At 64.1% G+C, this 18,420-nt stretch carries 14 protein-coding genes; 10 read left to right on the top strand and 4 right to left on the bottom strand.

Annotation, left to right across the window (positions count from 1 at the left end; translation table 11 throughout):
- Positions 1–64 precede the first annotated feature (64 nt).
- The 3 genes from OC372_RS18465 (at position 65) to OC372_RS18455 (ending at position 4,283) form a co-directional block, all read left to right on the top strand.
- The gene (locus tag OC372_RS18465) at positions 65–1,678 is read left to right on the top strand and encodes a hypothetical protein (protein ID WP_262003574.1); all 1,614 of its coding nucleotides are present in this window, start codon (positions 65–67) and stop codon (positions 1,676–1,678) included.
- A gap of 386 nt (positions 1,679–2,064) precedes the next feature.
- Positions 2,065–2,943 (top strand): SAVED domain-containing protein, encoded by an 879-nt coding sequence (locus OC372_RS18460; RefSeq protein ID WP_262003572.1) that lies wholly within the window; start codon positions 2,065–2,067, stop codon positions 2,941–2,943.
- Positions 2,940–4,283, top strand: coding sequence for an SMODS domain-containing nucleotidyltransferase (locus OC372_RS18455; RefSeq protein ID WP_262003570.1), 1,344 nt, complete (start codon positions 2,940–2,942; stop codon positions 4,281–4,283). Before OC372_RS18460 ends, OC372_RS18455 begins: the two co-directional genes overlap by 4 nt.
- Before the next feature lie 461 nt (positions 4,284–4,744).
- Here OC372_RS18455 and OC372_RS18450 read toward each other — a convergent pair whose 3' ends face one another.
- On the bottom strand, positions 4,745–5,068 hold the full coding sequence (locus OC372_RS18450; RefSeq protein WP_262003568.1) for a hypothetical protein: 324 nt from the start codon (positions 5,066–5,068) through the stop codon (positions 4,745–4,747).
- 265 nt (positions 5,069–5,333) lie between these two features.
- Positions 5,334–7,091, bottom strand: coding sequence for an AAA family ATPase (locus OC372_RS18445; RefSeq protein WP_262003566.1), 1,758 nt, complete (start codon positions 7,089–7,091; stop codon positions 5,334–5,336).
- A 1,231-nt stretch (positions 7,092–8,322) separates the two neighbouring features.
- On the opposite strand from OC372_RS18445, the gene OC372_RS18440 reads away from it, so the two are divergent.
- Positions 8,323–10,152, top strand: a complete 1,830-nt coding sequence (locus OC372_RS18440; RefSeq protein WP_262003564.1) for an RNA-guided endonuclease InsQ/TnpB family protein — start codon at positions 8,323–8,325, stop codon at positions 10,150–10,152.
- Between the two features lie 222 nt (positions 10,153–10,374).
- Positions 10,375–10,848 carry a heme-binding protein gene (locus OC372_RS18435; protein ID WP_262003562.1) on the top strand — a complete coding sequence of 158 codons (474 nt, stop codon included), beginning with the start codon at positions 10,375–10,377 and terminating at the stop codon, positions 10,846–10,848.
- Positions 10,849–10,940: 92 nt separating this feature from the next.
- On the opposite strand, the gene OC372_RS18430 is transcribed toward OC372_RS18435, so the two are convergent.
- Positions 10,941–11,414 (bottom strand): hypothetical protein, encoded by a 474-nt coding sequence (locus OC372_RS18430; RefSeq protein ID WP_029261841.1) that lies wholly within the window; start codon positions 11,412–11,414, stop codon positions 10,941–10,943.
- A 291-nt stretch (positions 11,415–11,705) separates the two neighbouring features.
- Between OC372_RS18430 and OC372_RS18425 the strand changes: the two genes are divergently transcribed.
- The 3 genes from OC372_RS18425 (at position 11,706) to OC372_RS18415 (ending at position 16,328) form a co-directional block, all read left to right on the top strand.
- Entirely contained in the window at positions 11,706–12,464 is a 759-nt protein-coding gene (locus tag OC372_RS18425) for a hypothetical protein (protein WP_262003560.1), read from the top strand.
- 8 nt (positions 12,465–12,472) lie between these two features.
- Positions 12,473–14,341 carry a VaFE repeat-containing surface-anchored protein gene (locus tag OC372_RS18420; RefSeq protein WP_262003557.1) on the top strand — a complete coding sequence of 623 codons (1,869 nt, stop codon included), beginning with the start codon at positions 12,473–12,475 and terminating at the stop codon, positions 14,339–14,341.
- 178 nt (positions 14,342–14,519) lie between these two features.
- Positions 14,520–16,328 carry a sigma-70 family RNA polymerase sigma factor gene (locus OC372_RS18415; RefSeq protein ID WP_262003555.1) on the top strand — a complete coding sequence of 603 codons (1,809 nt, stop codon included), beginning with the start codon at positions 14,520–14,522 and terminating at the stop codon, positions 16,326–16,328.
- A 21-nt stretch (positions 16,329–16,349) separates the two neighbouring features.
- On the opposite strand, the gene OC372_RS18410 is transcribed toward OC372_RS18415, so the two are convergent.
- Positions 16,350–16,868 carry a DUF2087 domain-containing protein gene (locus OC372_RS18410; protein WP_262003553.1) on the bottom strand — a complete coding sequence of 173 codons (519 nt, stop codon included), beginning with the start codon at positions 16,866–16,868 and terminating at the stop codon, positions 16,350–16,352.
- Positions 16,869–17,005: 137 nt separating this feature from the next.
- Between OC372_RS18410 and OC372_RS18405 the strand changes: the two genes are divergently transcribed.
- Positions 17,006–17,905 (top strand): bile acid:sodium symporter family protein, encoded by a 900-nt coding sequence (locus OC372_RS18405; protein ID WP_262003551.1) that lies wholly within the window; start codon positions 17,006–17,008, stop codon positions 17,903–17,905.
- 9 nt (positions 17,906–17,914) lie between these two features.
- On the top strand, positions 17,915–18,406 hold the full coding sequence (locus OC372_RS18400; RefSeq protein WP_105712277.1) for an FBP domain-containing protein: 492 nt from the start codon (positions 17,915–17,917) through the stop codon (positions 18,404–18,406).
- Positions 18,407–18,420 lie beyond the last annotated feature (14 nt).

Genomic DNA, 18,420 nt, shown 5'->3' with positions numbered 1-18,420 from the left:
GTGCGATGCGCCTCCACATGCGATAGAGATGTCAGGAGACGCACACAGGGGGAAGGGTCCACTCATGCAGTTGCTGTATGTCGTGAAGTTCGAAGTCGCGGGCGAGGACGCTTACGAGCGCATCTTGAGTCACATCGCCGAGTGGCTCACAGATGAGTACACTCCACTCACCAGCGATAGCTTTCACAGCGGAGGCTCCCAGACTTTGCGGACCGCGTACGTAAACGGCCAGGCGTACGTCCGCCACGGCACGTGGGAAGTCGTCGAGCTGGAAGGCACACAGGCTCTCAAACTTGAAGTCTCACAGGCGGCCGACCAAGCCGCCCTGGAGCTCACGACTCGCGTCACCGTCTCTGAGGTTGATGGCGAGGTGCAGTTCCGCGTCGGAATCGGGCGTGAGAACGTTACCGAGCAGGTTGTCCCTGTCACGGAGACGGATGTCTTCCAGCCAGGTATTGTTCGAACCCTCGCATACGACCCAGACCTGACCCTTCGTCGAGCAGGGCAGCTCGTTCTGCCGCAGTACATAACGGCACGCACACCCGAGGAAGCAATAGAAATCGCGGCAAGCCTGCCGCTGAGCACACGTCTTCCCTTGGTCCTGGTGCACGCACGAACTCATGACATGTGGGAGACGGCGAAGGCGCTCTCGCGGAAGCTTCTTGGCCTGGCCCAGGTAGTGACGGTGAATTTCGACGTGTCTAGCAGAATCACGGCTGCTCACCCGAGTATCAAGGTGCCGTTCGGCGGGCTGATGCTGGTCTGGCCGGGGATGTCGGCTGAGCCGGTCGACGTGTCCTTAGCGCTGATGGACACACTCGGCGCTGACGGAATCCTTCGTCTACTGACAGGCCGGCTAGGGGCGCTTTCTGCGCTCGGTAACGGCACCGACGCGCGGTGGCGACAGGCTAAGTCCGCTGCGGACAAAGCGAAGATGCAGACTGCATTGCAGCGGGCCGAGCGGGCACGAGTAGGCGGCGACACGCAGGAGGAGATTAAGGCTCTCAAACAGCAGATTGAGATTCTTGAGGACTCGAAAGCCGAGCTCGAAGCTATAGGGGAAGAGGCTCTCACGTCTGTGGACGCCCGGGACCGTCGAATCAGCGAGCTCGAAGTTCAACTCGAGAAGTCTCAGAACGACACCAGAATTTGGCGGGAGGCCTATCAGGAGAGCGGTGCGCAAGAGCCCGCGGAGCCGGAGGACCCTTGGACACGCATCGCGACGCTTGAGCCCAAAAAGGACCCGACTGCTACGTTTCGAGACATAGCCAAGGCCGCATCCTCGCACATCGTGTTCACTGAGCGGGCGAGTAAGTCATGGTCGGACATTGCGTACCCGGAGCCGGCTGACATGACCGAGAAGCTTATTGCTCTGGCGCACGCAGCCGTTGCGCTGTACGCCGACGACCTGGGCGCCATGGGGCGTCTGGACGACTGGTTCAAGGAAAAGCAGGGACTCAACGTCGCTCTGACCGACCAGACCATCACTGATTGGAAGAAGAAGGAGTTCAAATGGTTGAACGCTTTCGAGTTCGAAGGGGAAGTGCTGAACGCGACCCCTCATGTCAAGGTCCGTGATGGCGTGAAACTGAACGAATGCGGGCGAATCCACTTTGCGCTTGAGCCGAAGAAGAAGCGCATCGTTGTGCACTACGTTGCGGTCAAGACATACTCCTGAGAGGAACCTCGTGGGCATGCGGGGTTCCTCTGTAGCAGTCGGTGTCGGATGTCGCATATAGCCTCTTTCTGAAGCCAGGAGGGGGACCGATGACTGAGGCGGCTGTAGAGGTTGCGCGCACATCGATTGACGCGTCGGTGCGGGAGCGTATCTGGGGGCGAGCAGCGGCACGATGTGTGCTGTGTTCGAAGTGGTTGGTGGACGAGCGCGAGCATTGGCGTGCGATTCCCGTAGGACAAATCGCTCACAACGTCGCAGCTTCCAGCGGCCCCAAAGCGCCCCGAGGGCAATCAACGCTCTCGGCAGCGCAACGGGCGGGGGAGGACAATCTGCTTCTCCTGTGCGGCGACTGCCACAAGCGCATCGACTCGGCCCAGTATCGGGACGTGTATACGGTCAAGTTCCTCCGAGCTAAGAAGACCGAGCACGAGAGACGAGTCAGAGAGGTCACCGACTTCGCTACCCTTCGCCCGGCCACAGTTCTTCGATTAACGGCGCCCGTGCGCGGCACTGTCGCGCCGGCAACCGGCGGGCAGATAGGCGAATCGTTGCGCGTAGCCGGGCTGACGGGGATGGGGGCCGATACACGTACCGGCTCTTTCGACATCGACCTGAGACACCATGAGAGCGAACCATGGTCCTGGGAAGCGTCTAAGGCAGCTATCGACCGTGTCGTGACCCAGATGCAGGAAGCGTTTGCGGCGCAGGACATTGGGGTTGTCGCTATCTTTGCGATGGCTCCCATCCCGATACTCGTGTACCTCGGTTCCGCACTAGACGACAAGACAGAGACAAAGCTGTTCCCGCGACGTCGTAGCGACGACATCACAGCATGGACCTGGCCGGAGCGGTCGGGCTCCTCGCGCTCGTACGCAGCTATTCTGGCGGACGACAGCGGCCAGTTCTCAGATACGACAGACGTCACCATACTCGTGGAAGTCACGAGCGAGGTGGAACTCGCGCGTGCCCCGGATTCGCTTTCTGCGTTCCCAGTAGCACGGCTGCGCGTTGTTGGCGGATTCGGACCTGAAGCAATCGACTCGGCCGCCGACCTGGATGCGTTCGCGAGAGCGTGGCGGGAACTACTTGCAGTAGTGGAGCACCGGCACCCTCATGCTCAGAGATACCACCTCGTAGCCTCCGTGCCGGTTACTGCCGCAGTGGCACTCGGACGTCATCGCATGCGGGGTGTACACCCTGCGTTCGTTGTCTATCAACGTACTGCGGACGGCACCTACGAAGAAGCATTGGAGATTGTCGGATGACAGCACGTGTTCGTGAGTTCAACCTGTTCCTGCAGGATTATGTGAACCTCAATCAGACGCGCATCAAGACTCTACAGACGCGAGTGTCGAACCTCGACGACTTCCTGCTGGAAGACTCGACCTTGGCTGACGTCATCGAAGACGGGCTGGTTCCACAGGGGTCATTTGCCCACAAGACCATCATTCGCCCATTCACCGGGAACGACTTCGATGCCGATGTGCTTCTCCCGATGGAGGAGCAAGAAGACTGGGAGCCCAAGAAGTACACGGTGGAACTGCAGAAGGCGCTCGAAGCTTCCTCGCGGTACGAGGAGAAGACCATCCTCAAGACTCGATGCGTGACGGTGAACTACGCCGGCGACTTCCACATCGATGTCGTTCCCTTCATTACTCGCGCGGACGGTAGTACTTACATCACTCACCGCACGAACAACGAGTTCCTCCGATGCGACCCGAAGGCCTTCACCTCCTGGATTGAGGAGCAGGCGCGGGCCACGAACGGACATCTCATTCGTGTCATTCGTCTTGTGAAGTACCTTCGAGACCGCAGCTCGATTCAGACTCCATCTGTCGTTCTCGCTGCGCTCCTCGCCGAGCGAGTCCGGAGCTTCGCTGGCGTCGACGACTACACAAACGTGGCGACGACCCTGGTCTCCCTTGTGGAGGGCTTGCACGAGTACATCGGTTCGATGACCTCAAAACCGTGGGTGGACGACCGTATCGGTCAGAACCTCGCGGACCGCCTCACGGAGTCGGGGTTCAAGAACCTGCAAAGTCAGGTCAAGACGTGGGCGGGAAAGATGAGGACTGCTCTCGACGCCGACGCCGCAGAAAGCGTCGAAAAGTGGCAGAGCGTCTTCGGAGACAACTTCGGTGCTGCCAAGAAGGAGAGTCTGGTGCTGGCCGGCGCAGCTTTGGAGACCTACGAGAAGCGTGTCGCGCCGGGCGAACAGCGGCTGCCGGAAGACTTCGGGATTCCCATTCGGTTGGACCCGAAGCACCGGATACGTGTGGTCGGTCGCGCAGCAGCAACCACGCGCGCAGGGGGTCGCTTCCGTCAGATAAGCGCCCGAGGTAACCATGTTCGAATCGGACGCAAGTTGCGCTTCACAGTGGAGGACTGCACAGTGGAGAAGCCGTACGACGTCTATTGGAAGGTAAGGAACGCAGGGGAGGAGGCTGCGAACCTCAACGATTTTCGTGGAGAGATTCGTCAGAGCGGTGACTCCATCACTGAGACAAGCACGTTCGCTGGTAATCACTGGGTCCAGGCGTGGGCTGTCAAGGACGACGTGGCCGTAGCAACGAGCATCCAGGACGTCACAATCGTGCCGAGCTGATTCGGGTGCGCATTCATCACCCTCGCTAGGTACGCACGAACGGCCGCGGGTCTGCTCGAAGGTCAGACGGAGCCACGGCATCGTTGAGTGACACTCTGCGTGCAATCAGCGGCCTCGAGCTCGCACGATACCCAGGTCAGGTCAGCCTTCTTCGTTGGGCATGGGCCCGTCGATGGTTTGAGCGTGTCGGTAGGTCAAAGGCACGAGGCAGGCTTCTCAGGCCTGGTCGGCTCCGACGTCACGGGTTCGTTGTTCTCTTGGTCGGTCATGTGACCTCCGTTTCCCGGTCGGGACCCTCCCGTGCACCTGAGGTCAGTATTCTACGGATGCTACCGTCTGCTCTCGCGGTGCCTCACTACTCCTCGTCGAGTGGAACGACCGCCGACCGTTCGTGCATCGTCCCTGCGTGTGCAGGGGATGGCCTCGTCGAGGTTCTCGATGCCTTGTAGGAGCGGCATCACTTACAAGTTGTCGAGCCAGGTTGGTTCCTCGCGGTCATCCCACGAGTTTCCCGTGCGCACCGTTCCCAGAGATGCCACCCGTTTGCGCAAGCCTTCGATTGCGCGATGTGCGTGCGCTCCCTGAAGTTCCCCGACGTTGCTGATACGAACGCCGGTGAGTTCATGGACCGCCCGAAACTGTTCGGCAGCCGTGCTGACTCCGAGCTGAGAAAACAATTCCTTGAGCTCCGCCCGCTGAGCAGGAGTCATCATCACGGGGCCGGCGGTCGTCGCCGGCTCTGGCTCACTCGCGGCGCCGTCGAACAGGGAGAATAGCTCGCTCATATAGATAGTCTGACCGATTCTCCGCTGAGATGTTCAGGCTGCTGCCGAGTAGATGCGGCGTTGCATGCGTTTCGCCTACGCATGAAAGGTTCTGCGGTGCGGTGCGGTGCGGTGCGGCGCGAGACAGGACGAAGGAAGCGCACATCGCCGTTTGAATCTTCGCCGAACTTAGATGCTTCCCGGACCACTCGGAGACCGCCGCGAGGGGCTCCGGAATGAACCCACCGTTGTGTCGCGATTGACACGTCGAACTCCATGAGCCGGGTCAGGTCTCGTCATCGAGCAGCCGTAGGAAGGTGTTCTCGACGGAGAGGGGGATGCGTCGAACGTCCTGAGCCCAGACTCGTTCAATCACAGTCGCCGCGAATCTGTTGTTGTGGCGGTATCGCTTGAGATGAGGGACACGTTCGACAATGAGGTCCTCCAGGTCGTGCCCGTTCATATCCAACCACGCCGCATCGACGCTCACTTCGGAGTGGTCATGGTAGGCCACCACTCGGCGAATCGACCCCTCGGTAGTTCCTAGGACCCGCGCCGTGACACTGTCGACGAGTGCCTGGGCGTCTTCCGGGCGGAACTGCAACCCAGTTGACGAGGGCACGGCATCGATGGTCTCTGCTTCTCTATCGAGGAGCAGGAGCATCCCAACGCTGAGCGGGTCGAAGATGAGGTTCTCGATGGCGTATCGCTCGTCATTGAATATCACCCAGGAATTGGGTTCGGACGTGCGGTTGTCTTGGTCGACGAGACCCCACACCGATACGTTCCCGTTCTCGCGAAGCTTGTCCACCATGGAAATCACGGCTGCACATCCGTTGCCGTCGCTCTTGTTGTTGCCTGCGGCAATGAACGTCAAGGTGCGCTCTGACTCGATGTGCGGGCGGAGCGCGCTGAAGATGGCCGTGTAGCGGTCGACATCGTGCGGGCTTTCGGTGAAGACGACTCGTCGATGCTCGGCAGAGACGCTGACCGTGGGTACGCCGACGAGTAGCCGGCGGAGGGCTTCGTCGCGAGACACCTTCTGAAGGCGTTCTTCACCTTCAGGTTCCATCACGTAGAGAGCGTTCTCAGGGGCTAGCGCAACGGTCGTGGGGGAGTGGGTTGTGATGATGACGGTCACGTTGAGCTTGGCGACCAGGATGTCTTGAATGAGAGAAAGCATGCTTCGAACCATCGACGGGTGAAGCGTGGCGTCAGGCTCGTCGAGAAGCAGAACACTCGGCATGAGCGCCACTTCGTTTCGGTGCATCCCGGAGTATGCAGACAGGGCAATCTGAACGAGTGTCTTCTCTCCGGATGAGAGTGCTTCGGGAGATATTGAGCTCGGTGCCCTGGTGGACTTCAGGCGAGGCACATAGGGCTCCTCCGTCACGCTGATTGAGGGGGCAGGGAACTCATACGGAAGTCCGAGTTGCGCGAGGACACCGTTGAGCACGGTCCACGGCTCGGGGCCGTAGCTGTCCACGAAGTCATCCTTGGATATCCACGGGTCATGTGGCTCGCCCTGCGAGTCGAGCCACATGTTGAGCTGATTGACGGTACGCATCGCGCTGTACCGCTGGAACGCGTCGGCGACCGACCACTGGAACATGGTTTGGTTCAACTCTGACGGAGTGAAGGTGACGAAATCAGAGTGGTCCCAACTCTGCAGAAGTTTGCCTGCCGTGCTCTCTGCTTTCCTCACCGCCTCTTCAGACATGCCCCAATTTTCGCGAAGCACGTGGAGCATATTGGGAAGGTTCTGCAGCAACGTGGCGCCGTTGGGACGGAGAAGGCTGTTGACGTTCTGCTCGAACTGGTCGACGACAGAACGCCGCGTCATGCCAGTGGCGGCCATGGAGGTTTGCGTGGCCAGGTCGGCTGACGAGAGCAGCACGACGCGACGCTGGTCGTACGTCCACTCGCCGCGTATTGCTCCTTCGCTGATGGCCTGAAGGAACTGCGACTTCCCTGACCCATTGGCCCCTGTGATGACCATGAACTGCGGCAGCTCCTCGGTCGTCGGAACCGTTGAAAACGTCACGTGTGGTCTGTCCAACTGCAGTCGCACTCTGCCCCCTAAGTGTTGTCCTTGCGAGCGTATCGAGAGTGCGTTCAGCGGCTCGTCAATTCCGCCGCAGAGTAGACATTGCGACGGCTCGACCCAGCCCGCTCCGCCGACAGCATCCGTGTTTGCTGATGGCGTCAAGCACGAAACGGAGCGCGGGTATCGAAAGAGTCGGCCGGCGTGTGATGCGTGCAGTGAAGCGCACAGGCCCGCGCAGGCTGCTTGGCGAGCACCTCGCGAACCTGTGCGCAAGGGGCGAGGTTGGGCGAGCGGCAACTGCCTGAGAATCACGAGTAGTGCGCCTCAACGGTGACGTTGAGTGCGGGTCGGCGGAGACCTACCGCCCGTGTGAGCCATTTCACATTGATGTCGCTGGCGGAATCGGGACTAGGGACTGTGCATGACCACGTGCATCTGTCCCCGTCACCTGGGGAACACGTCGAGAATCGTCTTCACAACCTCAACCCAGCTGTTTATCGTGACCGGGAGCGTCATGAGGACGTACCCGGCGACCTGCCACCATACAGGGCGTCGGGGACTCTCGCTTCGAATGGAGGCGCCACGTGCTTCCTTCCTCGTTGCGGGCGGTCGGATGGGCGAATTTTCACTTGGCATACCTACACGTGTGCGGCTCGCTCGCGAAAGTGTGCCGGTGCCGAGATTTTTCTTCAGCCAGAGCGACTTAAGACGTGACCGTCGTCGAGCTCAGAGGGGATACACCGCGTAGATTGCGTTGGGGATGTGGCTCCAAGTCATCGTGCAGATGATGCTGATTGATTCGAGGGGGACAAGATGAGCGATGAGCAGCGGCCAAACTCTAGAAGGCCCAGCGCAGCGAAGGTCATCGGGTGGAGTGCAATATTCTTCTGCGGTCTTCTCGCCTTCATCAATGCAGGGCGCGCAACGGACTCGGGGTTCCAGGTCTTCTTCATCGTCTGTGGAGTGGCTCTTCTTGTCGGTGGCGTCGTCGAAGTATGGCGGTGGTCACGGCACCGCTAGGCAGTCCCGAGAGGCTAGCGGGCGCTCTCCACGACGCAGACCGGTGTGAAGCGAGAAGCCACCGAGCCGCGCACGTCCCCTGCCTGGGAAGCGGGGTGCAAGCATGCTCGAGACGACGGCGGAGTAAGCGAGCGGCAACCAACCGGGATTTCCGGATAGTTCGCACGACGGCTACGCCCCATATCGATTCCGCCGCAGGGTATGAGATGTGACGAACTCGACCCAGCCCGTTTCGCTGACAGCACCTCTATCTGCTGACGGCATCGAGCACGGAACTGAGCGCGGATACCGGAAGTGCCGGCCCGCCTGTGACGCATGCCGGGAGGCGAATCGCATCGCACAGGCCGCCCGACGAGCCAGACGTCTCGCGACGCCGATACCGGACGAGCTTCACGGGAAGGCATCGACGTACACCGACCGCGGCTGCCGCTGCGAGCTCTGCTCCCTCGCGGCGAACGGAGCTCCCGCTTACAAGCCCCCGACACGCGACGAGCAGACGAGGGCGTCAGAAGCCGCACTCGGTGCTGACCGCGTCCGCATCGTTCGATACGAATACCCCATCCACCCGGAGCCCGCCGTCGAACAGACGCTCCGCCAGGTGATAGGGGCCAGCCGGTTCGTCTACAACTCCTATGTGTCTTTCATTCGAGACCACAAGAAGGAGCACGGTCGGTATCCGGCCTCATCGCGGGGACAGTCCTCAGCGCTCATCACCCAGCCGCGAAGGAACGAAGATACCTCGTGGATGCGCGACATCCCGTACGCCGTGCTCTCGAATGCCCTTCGACACGGGCAGGCCGCGCTCTCCGCACATATCTCATCGCTGTCCGGGCAGCGGAAGGGGCCCCGAGTGGGAGCGCCTACATATAAGAGGAAGGGGCATGGAGGCTCCGCGCACTTCAGTGCTGAGAACTTTCGGATTCAGGACGGCTGGCAGAACACCGGTCCCCGTGGCGGGCGGTTGCACTTGGGCAGTCACCTCGGGGACGTTCACGTGCGGTGGACACGGCCGCTACCCTCCATGCCGAGCGCCGTCACCATCATCCAGCGCCCCACCGGAGCCTGGTATGCGTCGTTCCTCGTTCGCGTGCCCGTGGCAACAAGCACACCCCAAGCACCGGGTCAGGTCGTCGGAATTGACCTCGGGCTCGAACACTTCGCCGTTCTCGCCTACAGCTCGGGTCGGGTCGAGCGCATAGAGAACCCACGCCTGCTGAGTGAAGAGGAGCGGAAACTCGCTCGCATGCAGAAAGACCTCGCCCGGAAGGAACGGCCCCGCGCCGGACAACCGGCGTCGAAGAGATGGGAGGAGCAAAGGGTGCGAGTCGCCCGGCAACATCAACGCGTCGCCGACCGACGTCTCAACTTCACCCGCACACTGGCGGCCCGACTGATTCGCGAAAACCAAGCGATAGTCGTCGAGTCGTTGAACATTGCAGGACTGGGGAAGACGCGCATGGGCAAGTCAGTCCACGACGCAGGCTGGGGCATCTTCCTCCGCGTACTGAAAGAAGGTGCAGAGAACAGAGGACGCGACCTCTTCGTCCTGCCTCCGTTCTTCGCCGGCACGCGCACCTGCAGCATGTGCGGACACAACGGGGGACCCAAGCCCCTCAACGTTCGCCAATGGGAGTGCAGCAACTGCGGGGCGCGGCTCGACCGGGACATCAACGCAGCCGCGAACCACCTTAGACACGCCTTCGACCGCGCGATGAGCGCGGAAGACAACAACCTGGCCGCCGGGCTGGCGGACAGGATAAACGCTCGTGGATGGGACATGAGACGGACATTGAGCATGCTCAATGACGCAGGCCCATGTGAAGCGAGAAGCCACCGAACTGCGCAGTCACGACCTGCGCAGAGGCGGAACTCGCGGCGCTCCACGCCGCGACGCAAGCATGTTCGAGATGACTCACCTTCGGCTCTCGTTCCGCGGAATGACGCGGAGTACGAGGCAGCCGGAGGAAAAAGTGACGGTCGCCGGAGGAACACCTTCGGAACGGTCGTCGACGAGGCCCGGAAAACCGGGGCGCGATGAGTTACTCGAACAACCCACCACGGAGGTCCTCGGACCCGACCAGGACGTTTCGAAAGGCCGCTGACTCGACTCAGCGGCCTTTCGGCTTGATCCGCTCGTCTCGGCGAGAGGACGCGACGGGGGACCGCGCCCTCGGTCCCGTGCCCAGCCGCCGACGGAGTCCTCGAATTCTGCCCTCGCCCGCTACAGTCTCACTCGAACCACCTACGAGAGGCAGCACCGATGGCCGATGACGCAAGGCTCGCCCAGCTGGAGAAGGAGCACCTCGAACTCGTCCTGCGCCGGTTCGACCGCAAAGACGCGTGGGAGCTCGGACGTGCCATCGCAGAACGGGCACTCGCAGCTGGTCATCCGGTCGCCGTCGACGTGCGTACCTCGTCCGGGATACTGTTCCACGTGTCGCTGCCGGGCGCGACCGCCGATAACGATTCCTGGGTGCAGAAGAAGGCCGCGACGGCCCTCCGCTTCGACACCAGCACCGCGCTGCTGGAGGCGCGGATCGAGAACGGCGGGCGCGACATGCACGAACCGGGGTGGCTCGATCCCGCCGTCTACGCCGTCGCCGGCGGTGCTGTCCCCATCCGCGTGGAGGGTGTGGGTGTCGTCGCGGTCGCGACGATGTCGGGGTTGCCGTCTGCGCAGGACCACGACAACGTCGTCGACGGCATCCGCGGGCTCGGACTCCTCGCGGGATAGCGCCTCCGGCCCGGCTGCCGGTCAAGGCTGGAGCGATGTAACGCAGATGGCCGGCCCGCATCGGCGGGCCGGCCATCTCCGTCCTGATCGAATCAGCGCAGCGTGACGTCGATCGTCTCGGTGAACGGATCGATGTCGATGTTGGTCGTGATCGCGTAGCCGGATCCGGACGCACCCGTGGGGCGGAACTGGATGCGGATGTTGGTGATGTCGTTCGCGGTGATGATGCCCGTGATCGAGCCGTCAGGGTTCGTCGTCACCACGATGCCGATGGCGTTGGTGACTGCCAGGGTGACGCCAGGGTCGGGCACGATCGTCACGCTCGTACCGGCGGGAAGCAGCGCGAGGTTCCCGTCCGCGTCGCTGCCCTCCACCGTGAAGTTGGTGACGTTGCCGCTCACGACGCTCACGGTTGCTCCCGTCGCCCAGAAGGTGGCGGGCGGTGCCGTGGTGGAGGCCGCGGCCAGCGGAGTGGCGACCGCGACAGCGACGACCGGCACCGACCACGCCGCCCCCTTGACGAGCGTCCGGCGGGAGAGGCCGTGGGTGTCGAGTTCTTCCTGCATGTTGTTTCCTTGTCCGGCTCTGTCGAGCCCTCTGTTCCGTGGGCTCTCTGTCGTCCCTCGGTAAGGAGTCGGAACGCACTCGGAGGTGACGCGAGGGGGTCAGGAAAGTGGATTCGCGTCACGTTCTCCGCCTTTTCGGCTCTTTCTTCTCCACCTCGCGTCACTTTTCGAGACCGCCTGACTCCTTGTAGGTGTATCGACGCACAGGCGTCCACACCGGAGGCATCGGCGTCCAATCGAGGGGATTCGGAACAGATGAATGAGAACGAGGTAGCAGTCCCGGGGCGCGGCATGTCGCGCAGGACGATCGTGAAGGGAGCAGCATGGTCGCTGCCCGTGATCGCCGCCGCCGTGGCCACACCACTGGCGGCTGCATCGACGACGAACTGCACGGCGACGGTCAGCACGAGCACCGCCACGTACACACGGCTGAGCGCCACCTCGTCCGTGTTCACGTGGACCGACCTCTTCGGTGACGGCAAGGACTTCACGCTCACGCTCAGCGCGGTCACCAACGGGGCGGCCAACATGACCATCAACACGACGAACAACCTCGTTCTGGATTCCAGCACGCAGGGCAACGAAGCGCTGCCCAGCGTGCGGTTGTCGCTCGACACCGTGAACCTCAACAACATCGGCGGAGGCGAGCGCGTGACCTTCAGCTTCGCGCTGGATGGCGTGCCCAGCATCGTCGAGAACCTCACGTACAAGATCAAGGACATCGACGGCTTCCAGGCGCTCGACGGTCTCGGCGGCGCCGAGCGCGTCTACCTGTCCGCTGCTGCCGGGACCGGGGCCTACAACACGGACTGGATTCGCGGTCAGGGCACGTCCGCCAACCCATGGCGACCGTTCACCGGTGCCCCCAATGTCGAGGTCATCCCGACCAACCCGGGTGGCAACATCGCGGTCACCGCGCCGTCGGTCGGTGCGTTCGACCTCACCTTCGTCGCCAACAACTCGGGCAGGGAAGCCACGGATCGACCGATCCAGAACATCTGGGTGGGCCCGTTCAGTTTCACCGCGGTGAACCCGGCGTGCCTCGCATGACGGCCGCCATGCCCTCGAGGAGGTCGACTCGGTCGGCGGGATGGGTCGCGGGTGCATTGCTGGCCCTCGGCGCGCTCGTCGCACCCGTGGGCGTCAGCGCCGCAACGGCCGCGGAGATCGCCCCGGGGGACTCGGTCTACATCGGCAACAAGGAAGGCTACAGCGGTACGGGGATCTTCCCGATCTGGTCCGAAGGGGTCCAGGCCGGGGACCCGGACCTCTGGGCGTACTGTCTCGAGAACCAGGTGACGGCGCAGACGGGTCGGGTAGGCACCGTCGGCGACGGCGACAGCTTCCTCGGCAGCAACTACTTCGTGGACCCTGCCCTCCAGGGGAAGGTGCTGTGGGTGCTCGCCCACAGCTACCCCGCGGTGAGTCTGGAAGATCTCGCAGCCGCGGCCGGGGTCGCGCAGATCTCGCGGAACGATGCGATCGAGGCCACGCAGTACGCGATCTGGCGATACACCGACCTCACGTTCGATGCCGCGTGGGCGTGGGAGACACCGGACTCTGAGGCGGCCTACTGGTACCTCGTGAACGGCGCGAACGCGAACCCGGGTCTGACCCCGGGGGACTTCGAGGTCACGGCCACGGTGACGGCGCCGGGTGTGGCACAGACGGCCGGCACCCTCGTCGGGCCGTTCGTCGTGAACACGAACCAGGCCGCCGTCGCCGTCTCCGTGGACCCCGCCGTCTCGGTCACCGACGCGAGCGGAACGGCCGTGGCACTCGATGCGGTCGTAGACGGTCAGGAGCTGTATCTGGACCTGCGTGCATCGACGGCAGCGGGAAGCGCGACCGTTCGGGTCGCGGCCGAGGGATCGAGCAGCACCGGCATGGTGGTCTCGGTGCCGAACGTGCCGGGTGGCACGCCAACGGCCGACGACCACGCGCAGTCGATCATCCTGGTGGCCCCCGAGGCGACGCAGACGACCGGGGAGGCGACCGTGGAATGGGCCGCTCAGCCCGGTGCAGCGGAGCCGGTGATCGGGACGTCGCTGGTCGACGCCGCCGACGGCGACCGGGTGCTGGGATGGAACGGGGGAGCGGTGATCGACACCGTCGCCTACCAGAACCTTGTTCCGGGCACGGAGTACACGGTCTCGGGTGAGCTGGTGCGCAAGTCCGACGGCCAGCCGACCGGCATCACGGGTTCGACGACGTTCACTCCGACGACGGCGAACGGATCCGTCGGTGTGAACCTCGTCGTGCCGGCGGGCTTCGCCGGAGACGTGCTCGTGGCCTTCGAGGAGCTCTTCGAGGGCCCGGACGCATCCGGAGACCTGGTGGCCGAGCACAAGGACATCGACGACCTCGCGCAGACCGTCACGGTGGAGCAGGTGCCGGAAGCACCTGAGCCGTTCATCGGAACATCGCTGGTCGATGCCGCTGACCAGGACCATGTTCTGGCTCCGGGCGGCGGAACCCTCATCGACACGATCGCGTACCGCAACCTGACGCCGGGAACCGAGTACACGGTCACGGGTGTGCTGATGGACAAGGCGAGCGGCGAGTCGACGGCCATCACGGGGTCGACCACGTTCACGCCGACCGCTCCGGACGGCTCGGTCGACGTGTCGTTCCGTGTCACGGCAGAGTCCGCCGGCGCGGTGCTGGTGGCGTTCGAGAGACTCTTCGTCCGCACGGATGTCACCGGCGACCCCGTCGCGGTGCACACCGACCTCGATGACGCGGCGCAGACGGTCGCGGTCGAAGCGGCGGATCCCGGTGTGCCCACCACACCGGCTCCGGGTGGAAAGGGAGACCTCGCGGCGACCGGCGCCCCGGCACCGATCGCGGGCATCGCTGCGGCGCTACTCGCTGTTCTGGCCGGCGCTGTTCTGATGCTGACGAGGCGGCGCCGCCTCGACGCCTGACGGGCGCCCGGACAGGACAGGGTCGCGGATTTTTCCACTCCGCGGCCCTGTCCGCTGCCGCTAATATGAGCCCAGCCCCCTCGTTGAACACAGATTCAGTTGTGGACCGACCGCCTGGATCTGTCTACGGTCAGCTGCTCGTCGGAGATGAGCGGGCGTTCTTCTGGAGAGGGAAGACGTGGAAGATTCTCGCGGTGATGCCGAACTCCTCCGTGCGCTTCGGGACGGTGATCAGGCAGCGTATGCCGTGCTGTGGGAGCGACACATCGGCGCTGCACTCCGCTACGCGCACCGGCTGTTCCCTTCGCGGTCGGAGGATCTCGCCTCCGAGGCGCTGCTCGCCATCTACCAGCAGGTGACGACCTCGGACGCGGGGCCCGAGTTCGCGTTCCGGTCGTATCTCAAGGCGGTGATCCGCAACACGGCGATCCGGTGGCGCAAGGATGCCGACCACATCGACGACACGGTCGAGCCCGATCGGGCCGACTTCCGCGATGCGCTCAGCCTGGTCGAGCGGGAGACGAACGCCCAGCAGTTCCTCGGGGCATTTCAAGAGCTCCCGGAACGCTGGCAACGTGTGCTGTGGCTGACCGAGGTCGCTGACGTCCCCCGCCCGGAGGTCGCGCGCGAGCTCGGCATCAAGCCCAACGCCGTATCCGCCCTGCAACGACGAGCCCGTTCCGGGCTCAAAATGCACTGGCTCACGTCGCAGGTGCCGCTCGCGCTGCGCGACGATGAGGCTCATGTCGCTCGCCTCCTCCCGCGACACCTCACCGAGCCGCTCGACGAGGTCGTGGCGCAGGAAGTGGCCGGGCATGTGCCCTCATGTGACGTGTGCGGCGACCTGTTCGTCACCCTTCGCAGTGATGCCCAGCGCCTGCACGGCGTCACCCTCTCCGCCGTCGGATTCGGCGCACTGGGAGTCATCCTGCCGTCCACCGGAGCTTTCGCTCCCGGCACCGCGGTGGCGGCCGCGGTCATCGCCACCGGAGCAGGAGCGGGTCTTGCGAGTCTTCTGGCGGGCGGCCTGGGCGTACTCACCGCCGGAACCCTGATACTCGGTTCGCTGCTGCTCCCCGGAGCCACGCCGGCCGTATCCGCGCCCTCCGCGGAGGGCGACAAGCCGTGGAGTGCGGCGCCGTCCGTCCCTCACGTCGGAGCGCCGGCCCCCGTCGTCGGAGCGCCCGACGGGAAGGTGGGCACCCCCGCGCCGTCCGCACCCCCGTCCCCGCCCCGAACCGGACGCTGGAACTCGGACCCGTCGATCGACTCCATCGACCTCGTCGACGACCCGAATGCCCCCGGACCGCGCAACCCCACGAGGCCGGGAACGGCGCCGGGGACGACGCCGGATCCGGGGGAGAATCCGGGCTCGTCCCTCGGCCCGGGGGTCACCAGCCCTGCGGCATCCTCCGGCTACCTCGCTCCGGTGGTGGCGGGCACCGCCACGCCAGGGTCGACCGTAGCGATCGAGGTCGACGGCGCACGCTATACGCCGGAGATCGCCGACGACGGGGCGTGGTCCTTCGACCCGCGCGCTCTGGAGCTCCCCGCCGGCACGTACGACTATCGCGCCTGGGCGTTCGATGCCACCGGGCAGTCTCCGGCCACGACGGGCACCTTCACCATCCTCCCCATCGTGATCGAGGGTTTCGAGGACATCGCCGGCACCGAAGACATGCAGGTGGAGGAGGCGCGGACCACAGGCGTGGTGATCGCGGCCACGGGGCCCGCGAACGGAACGATCTACGTGACCACCATGCAGGGGCACTCGGCGATCATCCCTCTCGACGACACCGGGTATGCGCTCAAGCGATTGCGGATGAACTCCCGCGGCTGGTACTGGTTCACCTTCCGAGCGATGGACTCCGACGGCTACCTGGGGTCGATGGTGGAACACCCTCTCGACGTCTACGATCCCGACATCATCTTCGACCCCTGGGGGCCGGGGCCGGAGGAGATGACGTTCGAGCTCGTCGACCCCTGACGGCGCTCCGGGCGGCTGCTGTCACCCGTCCGTCGGGACGACCGGTCCGCTGCCGGTGAGCGCGTACCGGCTGCCATCCGAGCGGCGTTCCACGAGCTGGTAGTCCACGAGATAGCGGCGGAGCACGGCGACATCTTCCGAATACGGCAGAAGCCTGCTGTTCGCCTCGCGTTCGGTGACGACCTCTCCTTCGGAGAACACAGCGCGGGCGACCCAGGCGAGGAGCTCCCCGCGCTCGTGGAGGTTCGCCGGGTACTGGCGGATGCGCTTTCCGTCGGTGAACCGTTCGATCCCCTCGCGCCGGGGAACGGTGGCCGACGCCAGAATCTCTCGGAACACGTCGGGCGCGAGCGCCTGGGTCTCCGCGTCGACGAGCCCGCTCTGCGTGACCGCCTCCGTCACCCGTCGGCGTCGGGAGGGCGAGAGACCTTCCGTGGCCGACGCGAGACTGCTGCCCAGCATCACCTCGGCGGCGACCCGGCGCGTCTCCGGGTTCGCGAGAATCGCGATCAGCGGTCGCCAGCCGTTCGAGCCTTCCATCGCACCATCTTTCATCCGCAGCGCTGCCTCGTGCTCCCGCTGCGAGCCGTGGGAACCTCCTGCAGGCTACTTCGTGTGGTCATCTCGGCGCGATATGCGGGTGACACCGAGACCCTCCATCCGCCACACTGAGTCCCATGGGATCAGCGTTGACCACCATCGGATTACCCGTCGCCCTCGGCATCATCATGCTGGGTCTCGGCCTCAGCCTCACTCTCGCCGACTTCGCGAGAGTCCTGAAGCAGCCGAAGGCGGTGATCATCGCGCTGCTCTGTCAGCTCGTCGTGCTGCCGGCGATCTGCTTCGGACTCGTGCTGGCGTTCCAGCTCCCGCCGATCCTGGCCGTCGGCATGATGATGCTGGCCGCATCGCCCGGCGGTACCACCGCGAACCTTTACAGCCATCTGTTCCGCGGAGACATCGCGCTGAACATCTCGCTCACCGCGGTGAACTCGGTCATCGCGGTGATCACACTGCCGATCATCACCAACTTCGCCATCGCGTACTTCGAGCCGTTCGACGACCGGCTCGGCCTGCAGTGGTCGAAGGCGCTCGAGGTGTTCGCGATCGTGCTGCTGCCGGTGGCGCTGGGCATGATCGTGCGGCGCTTCTGGCCGAAGTTCGCCACGGGCATGGACAAGCCCGTACGCATCGCCTCGGTGATCATCCTGATCATCGTGATCGCCGGCGCGGTGGCATCGAACTGGACGTTGCTGGTGGCCAACTTCACGCAGCTCGCCCTCATCACCGTGCTCTTCTGCCTGATCAGCCTCACCATCGGCTTCCTGATCCCGCGGATGCTGCGGGTGGGCACGCGGCAGGCGATCGCCACGTCGTTCGAGATCGGCATCCACAATGCGACGCTCGCGATCGTCATCGCGCAGTCCGTGCTCGGCTCCGTGGAGCTGAGCCTGCCCGCCGCCGTCTACGGAGTGCTGATGTTCTTCATCGCGTTCGGCTTCGGCTTCCTCATCCGGGATCGGACGGCCGAGGGCACCGAGGGCGTCGCGGCGCCCTCGGGTGCCTCCCGTTCATAGACTGGAGCGATGCGACCGCTCACAGAGGCCGACGTCAGGGCATCGTTCGTCAATGCGGATGCCGATGAGCTGCGGACCATGGAGATGCCGCACGACTTCCTGCTCGTCGACTGGGACTACCTCGACTTCTTCGCCTGGCAGGATCCGAGCGCCAACCGACGCGGCTATGTGCTGGTCCCGCACGGCGATGGGGTTCTCGGCGTCGTCCTCCGTGCCACCGAGCCGGGGCGCGGACGCTCGGGTCTGTGCAACATCTGCCACACCATGCAGCCGGGCAATCAGATCGCACTCCTCTCCGCACGGCGGGCGGGAGAGGCGGGGCGACGAGGGGACTCGTTCGGCACCTACATGTGTGCCGATCTGTCGTGCCACGAGAACGTGCGTCTGGCGCACCCGCTCGCGCCCAACGAGATCCGGACTCCCGGCCAGGTCGACTTCCGCCTCGACGGCACGCGGCGTCGGATGGAGAGCTTCGTCTCGCAGGTCTGGGAGCAGAACTGATCACGGTTACGCTG

It is taken from the genome of Microbacterium sp. Mcb102 (assembly GCF_024519805.1).
Lineage (GTDB): Bacteria > Actinomycetota > Actinomycetes > Actinomycetales > Microbacteriaceae > Microbacterium.
This window is presented reverse-complemented; position numbering and strand designations above follow the sequence as displayed.

Excerpts from the sequence above, each read along its gene's own strand:
- OC372_RS18465 (WP_262003574.1), top strand. The coding sequence starts at position 65 with ATGCAGTTGCTGTATGTCGTGAAGTTCGAAGTCGCGGGCGAGGACGCT.
- OC372_RS18455 (WP_262003570.1), top strand. The coding sequence starts at position 2,940 with ATGACAGCACGTGTTCGTGAGTTCAACCTGTTCCTGCAGGATTATGTG.
- OC372_RS18450 (WP_262003568.1), bottom strand. The coding sequence starts at position 5,068 with ATGAGCGAGCTATTCTCCCTGTTCGACGGCGCCGCGAGTGAGCCAGAG.
- OC372_RS18435 (WP_262003562.1), top strand. The coding sequence starts at position 10,375 with ATGGCCGATGACGCAAGGCTCGCCCAGCTGGAGAAGGAGCACCTCGAA.
- OC372_RS18430 (WP_029261841.1), bottom strand. The coding sequence starts at position 11,414 with ATGCAGGAAGAACTCGACACCCACGGCCTCTCCCGCCGGACGCTCGTC.
- OC372_RS18425 (WP_262003560.1), top strand. The coding sequence starts at position 11,706 with ATGTCGCGCAGGACGATCGTGAAGGGAGCAGCATGGTCGCTGCCCGTG.
- OC372_RS18420 (WP_262003557.1), top strand. The coding sequence starts at position 12,473 with ATGCCCTCGAGGAGGTCGACTCGGTCGGCGGGATGGGTCGCGGGTGCA.
- OC372_RS18410 (WP_262003553.1), bottom strand. The coding sequence starts at position 16,868 with ATGGAAGGCTCGAACGGCTGGCGACCGCTGATCGCGATTCTCGCGAAC.
- OC372_RS18405 (WP_262003551.1), top strand. The coding sequence starts at position 17,006 with ATGGGATCAGCGTTGACCACCATCGGATTACCCGTCGCCCTCGGCATC.
- OC372_RS18400 (WP_105712277.1), top strand. The coding sequence starts at position 17,915 with ATGCGACCGCTCACAGAGGCCGACGTCAGGGCATCGTTCGTCAATGCG.